Below are 2684 nucleotides of genomic sequence, written 5' to 3' on the forward strand. Positions count from 1 at the left end.
CCGGCGGCAACCGGGGAATCGGTCTGGCCGTCGCCAAGCGACTCCTCGCCGACGGGCACAAGGTCGCGGTGACCCATCGCGGTTCCGGGGTGCCCGACGGGCTGTTCGGGGTCGTCTGCGATGTCACCGACACCGAATCGGTGGACCGGGCGTTCACCGAGATCGCCGAGCATCAGGGGCCCGTCGAGGTGGTTGTGTCCAACGCCGGCATCAACGAGGACACGCTTCTCATGCGGATGAGCGTGGAGAGCTTCGAGAAGGTCATCAACGCCAACCTGACCGGGGCCTTCCGGGTGACCAAGGCGGCCACCCGGGACATGCTGCGCAAGCGGTGGGGACGATTCATCTACCTCGGCTCGGTCGTCGGTCTGATGGGTACCCCCGGCCAGGCCAATTACGCCTCGTCGAAGGCCGGTGTGATCGGGCTCGCCCGGTCGGTGACCCGCGAACTCGGCGGCCGCAACATCACCGCCAACGTCGTCGCACCCGGGCTCATCGACACCGACATGACCCGAGCGCTGCCCGAGGAGTACACCAAGACCGCGGTGGACCAGGCGATCCCGGCCAAACGGATGGGACAGCCCGAAGAGGTCGCCGCGGTGGTGTCGTTCCTGGCCTCCGACGACTCGTCCTATGTCACCGGCAACGTGATCAACGTCGACGGCGGTCTCGGTATGGGCCACTAGACTCTCCGGATCCGTTCTCCCACCATCGATTTTTTCCAATCCCCCGACCCCGCACAGCAGAGGAGTTCTCGCCGTGAGCGGAATCCTGGACGGCAAGACCGTCCTCGTCACCGGCATCATCACCGATGCCTCCATCGCCTTCCACACCGCCAAGGTCGCCCAGGAGCAGGGCGCGAAGGTCATCATCACCGGGATCCCGGAGCGATTGCGGCTGATCGACCGCATCGCCAAGCGGCTACCGCAGGTGGTCCCGCCGGCGATCCCGCTCGACGTCACCGACGAGGAGTCGCTCGCCGCACTCGCCGACAAGGTCGGTGAACTCGCGCCCGAGGGCGTCGACGGAGTGGTGCACTCGATCGCGTTCGCGCCCAAAACCCTGATGGGCCCCGACGCCGTGCCGTTCCTCGACGGCCCGGGCCCCGACGTGTCCAAGGCCTTCGAGATCTCGGCGTGGAGCTACGCGTCGCTCGCGCGCGCGGTGCTGCCGGTGATGAACGAACGCGGCTCGATCGTCGGCATGGACTTCGATCCGCGGACCGCGATGCCCGACTACAACTGGATGGGGGTGGCCAAGGCCGCCCTGGAGTCGGTGAACCGTTATGTGGCGCGTGAGGTTGGCTACGCCAAGCGGATCCGGTCCAATCTGGTCGCGGCCGGTCCCATTAAAACGCTTGCTGCCAAGGCGATTTCGGGCACCGCGACGGATGACGCGAAGAAGCTGAACATGCTCAACGAGTACTGGAACGGTGCGTCGCCGATCGGCTGGGACGTCAACGATCCGGGCGTGGTGGGCACCAGTGTGTGCACACTGCTCTCCGACTATCTGCCGGGCACCACCGGGTCGATCGTCTACGTCGACGGCGGGGCGAGCCACAACACCTGGTTCCCTGAGGACTTCATCAAGTGAGCGTGTGTCGGTGACCGTCGCGCCCGAACGCGGGGACGTCGATCGCACCGGCGAGCGCCGGCCGTTCGACTCCGTGCTGTTCCTGTCCTTCGGGGGGCCCGACGGGCCCGACGACGTGATCCCCTTCCTGGAGAACGTCACCCGAGGGCGTGGTGTGCCCCGGGAGCGCCTCGAGGCGGTGGCGCAGCACTACCTGCACTTCGGTGGTGTGTCACCGATCAACCGGCTCAATCTCGACCTGATCGCGGCCCTGCGTGCCGAGTTGGACCGTCGCGGGCACGAGGGGCTGCCGGTCTTCTTCGGTAACCGCAACTGGCATCCGATGATCGCCGACACCGTCACCGAGATGTACGACGCGGGTCATCGGCGGATTCTGGTGTTCCCGACGTCGGCCTGGGGCGGCTATTCCGGTTGTCGGCAGTACCACGAGGACATCGAGCACGCGGTGACCGAGCTCTCGCGCCGCCGACCCGCGGCCGCATCGTCGGATCCCGTTCTGCTGCGCAAACTCCCACAGTATTGGGATCATCCGGCGATGGTGGCGGCCGGCCGTGACGCGGTCGCGCGTGCGGCGGCCCTCCTTCCGCCCGCGTCACGCCCGCCGCGTCTGGTGTGCACGGCACATTCGGTGCCGAGCGCCGCCGACGCGAACTCCGGGCCCGCCGCCGACGGCGGCCACCTGTATTCGCATCAGGTGGCTCGCGCGGCCGAGATGGTTGCGCGGGCAGCCGGTTTCGACGACCACGACCAGGTATGGCAGTCGCGGTCGGGGCCGCCGCAGGTGCCCTGGTTGAGCCCGGACATCTGCGACCATCTCGAAACACTGGCCGAACAGGGCATCACGCAGGTCATCGTCTACCCGGTGGGTTTCATCTCCGATCATCTCGAGGTGATCTGGGATCTCGACAACGAGGCGGCCGATACCGCGCGGCGTCTGGGAATGGACTACGTCCGCGCCGACACCGTGGGTACCGACGCGCGTTTCGTGTCCCTGATCGCCGATCTCGTCGACGACCACCTTGCCGATGACCGCTATGCCGGTGCTGCAACCACTCCGGCGGGCGAGCCGCCGATGGGGTGCGGGGACAACG

The 2684-nt window shown here is 67.4% G+C and carries 3 protein-coding genes; all 3 read left to right on the top strand.

Annotated features, from left to right (window positions below):
* Nucleotides 1–686 (top strand): 3-oxoacyl-ACP reductase FabG (fabG, locus tag B1964_RS10125; RefSeq protein ID WP_139765692.1); only part of this gene is annotated, 686 nt, incomplete at its 5' end.
* Between the two features lie 73 nt (nucleotides 687–759).
* Complete coding sequence (gene inhA / locus B1964_RS10130) at nucleotides 760–1593, top strand: NADH-dependent enoyl-ACP reductase InhA (RefSeq protein ID WP_079929673.1); 834 nt, start codon at nucleotides 760–762, stop codon at nucleotides 1591–1593.
* Between the two features lie 4 nt (nucleotides 1594–1597).
* The coding region (locus tag B1964_RS10135; protein WP_079929674.1) for a ferrochelatase at nucleotides 1598–2684 on the top strand (1087 nt) is incomplete at its 3' end.

The sequence above is a fragment of the Gordonia sp. i37 genome (genome assembly GCF_002043085.1).
GTDB classification, from domain to species: Bacteria; Actinomycetota; Actinomycetes; order Mycobacteriales; family Mycobacteriaceae; genus Gordonia; species Gordonia polyisoprenivorans.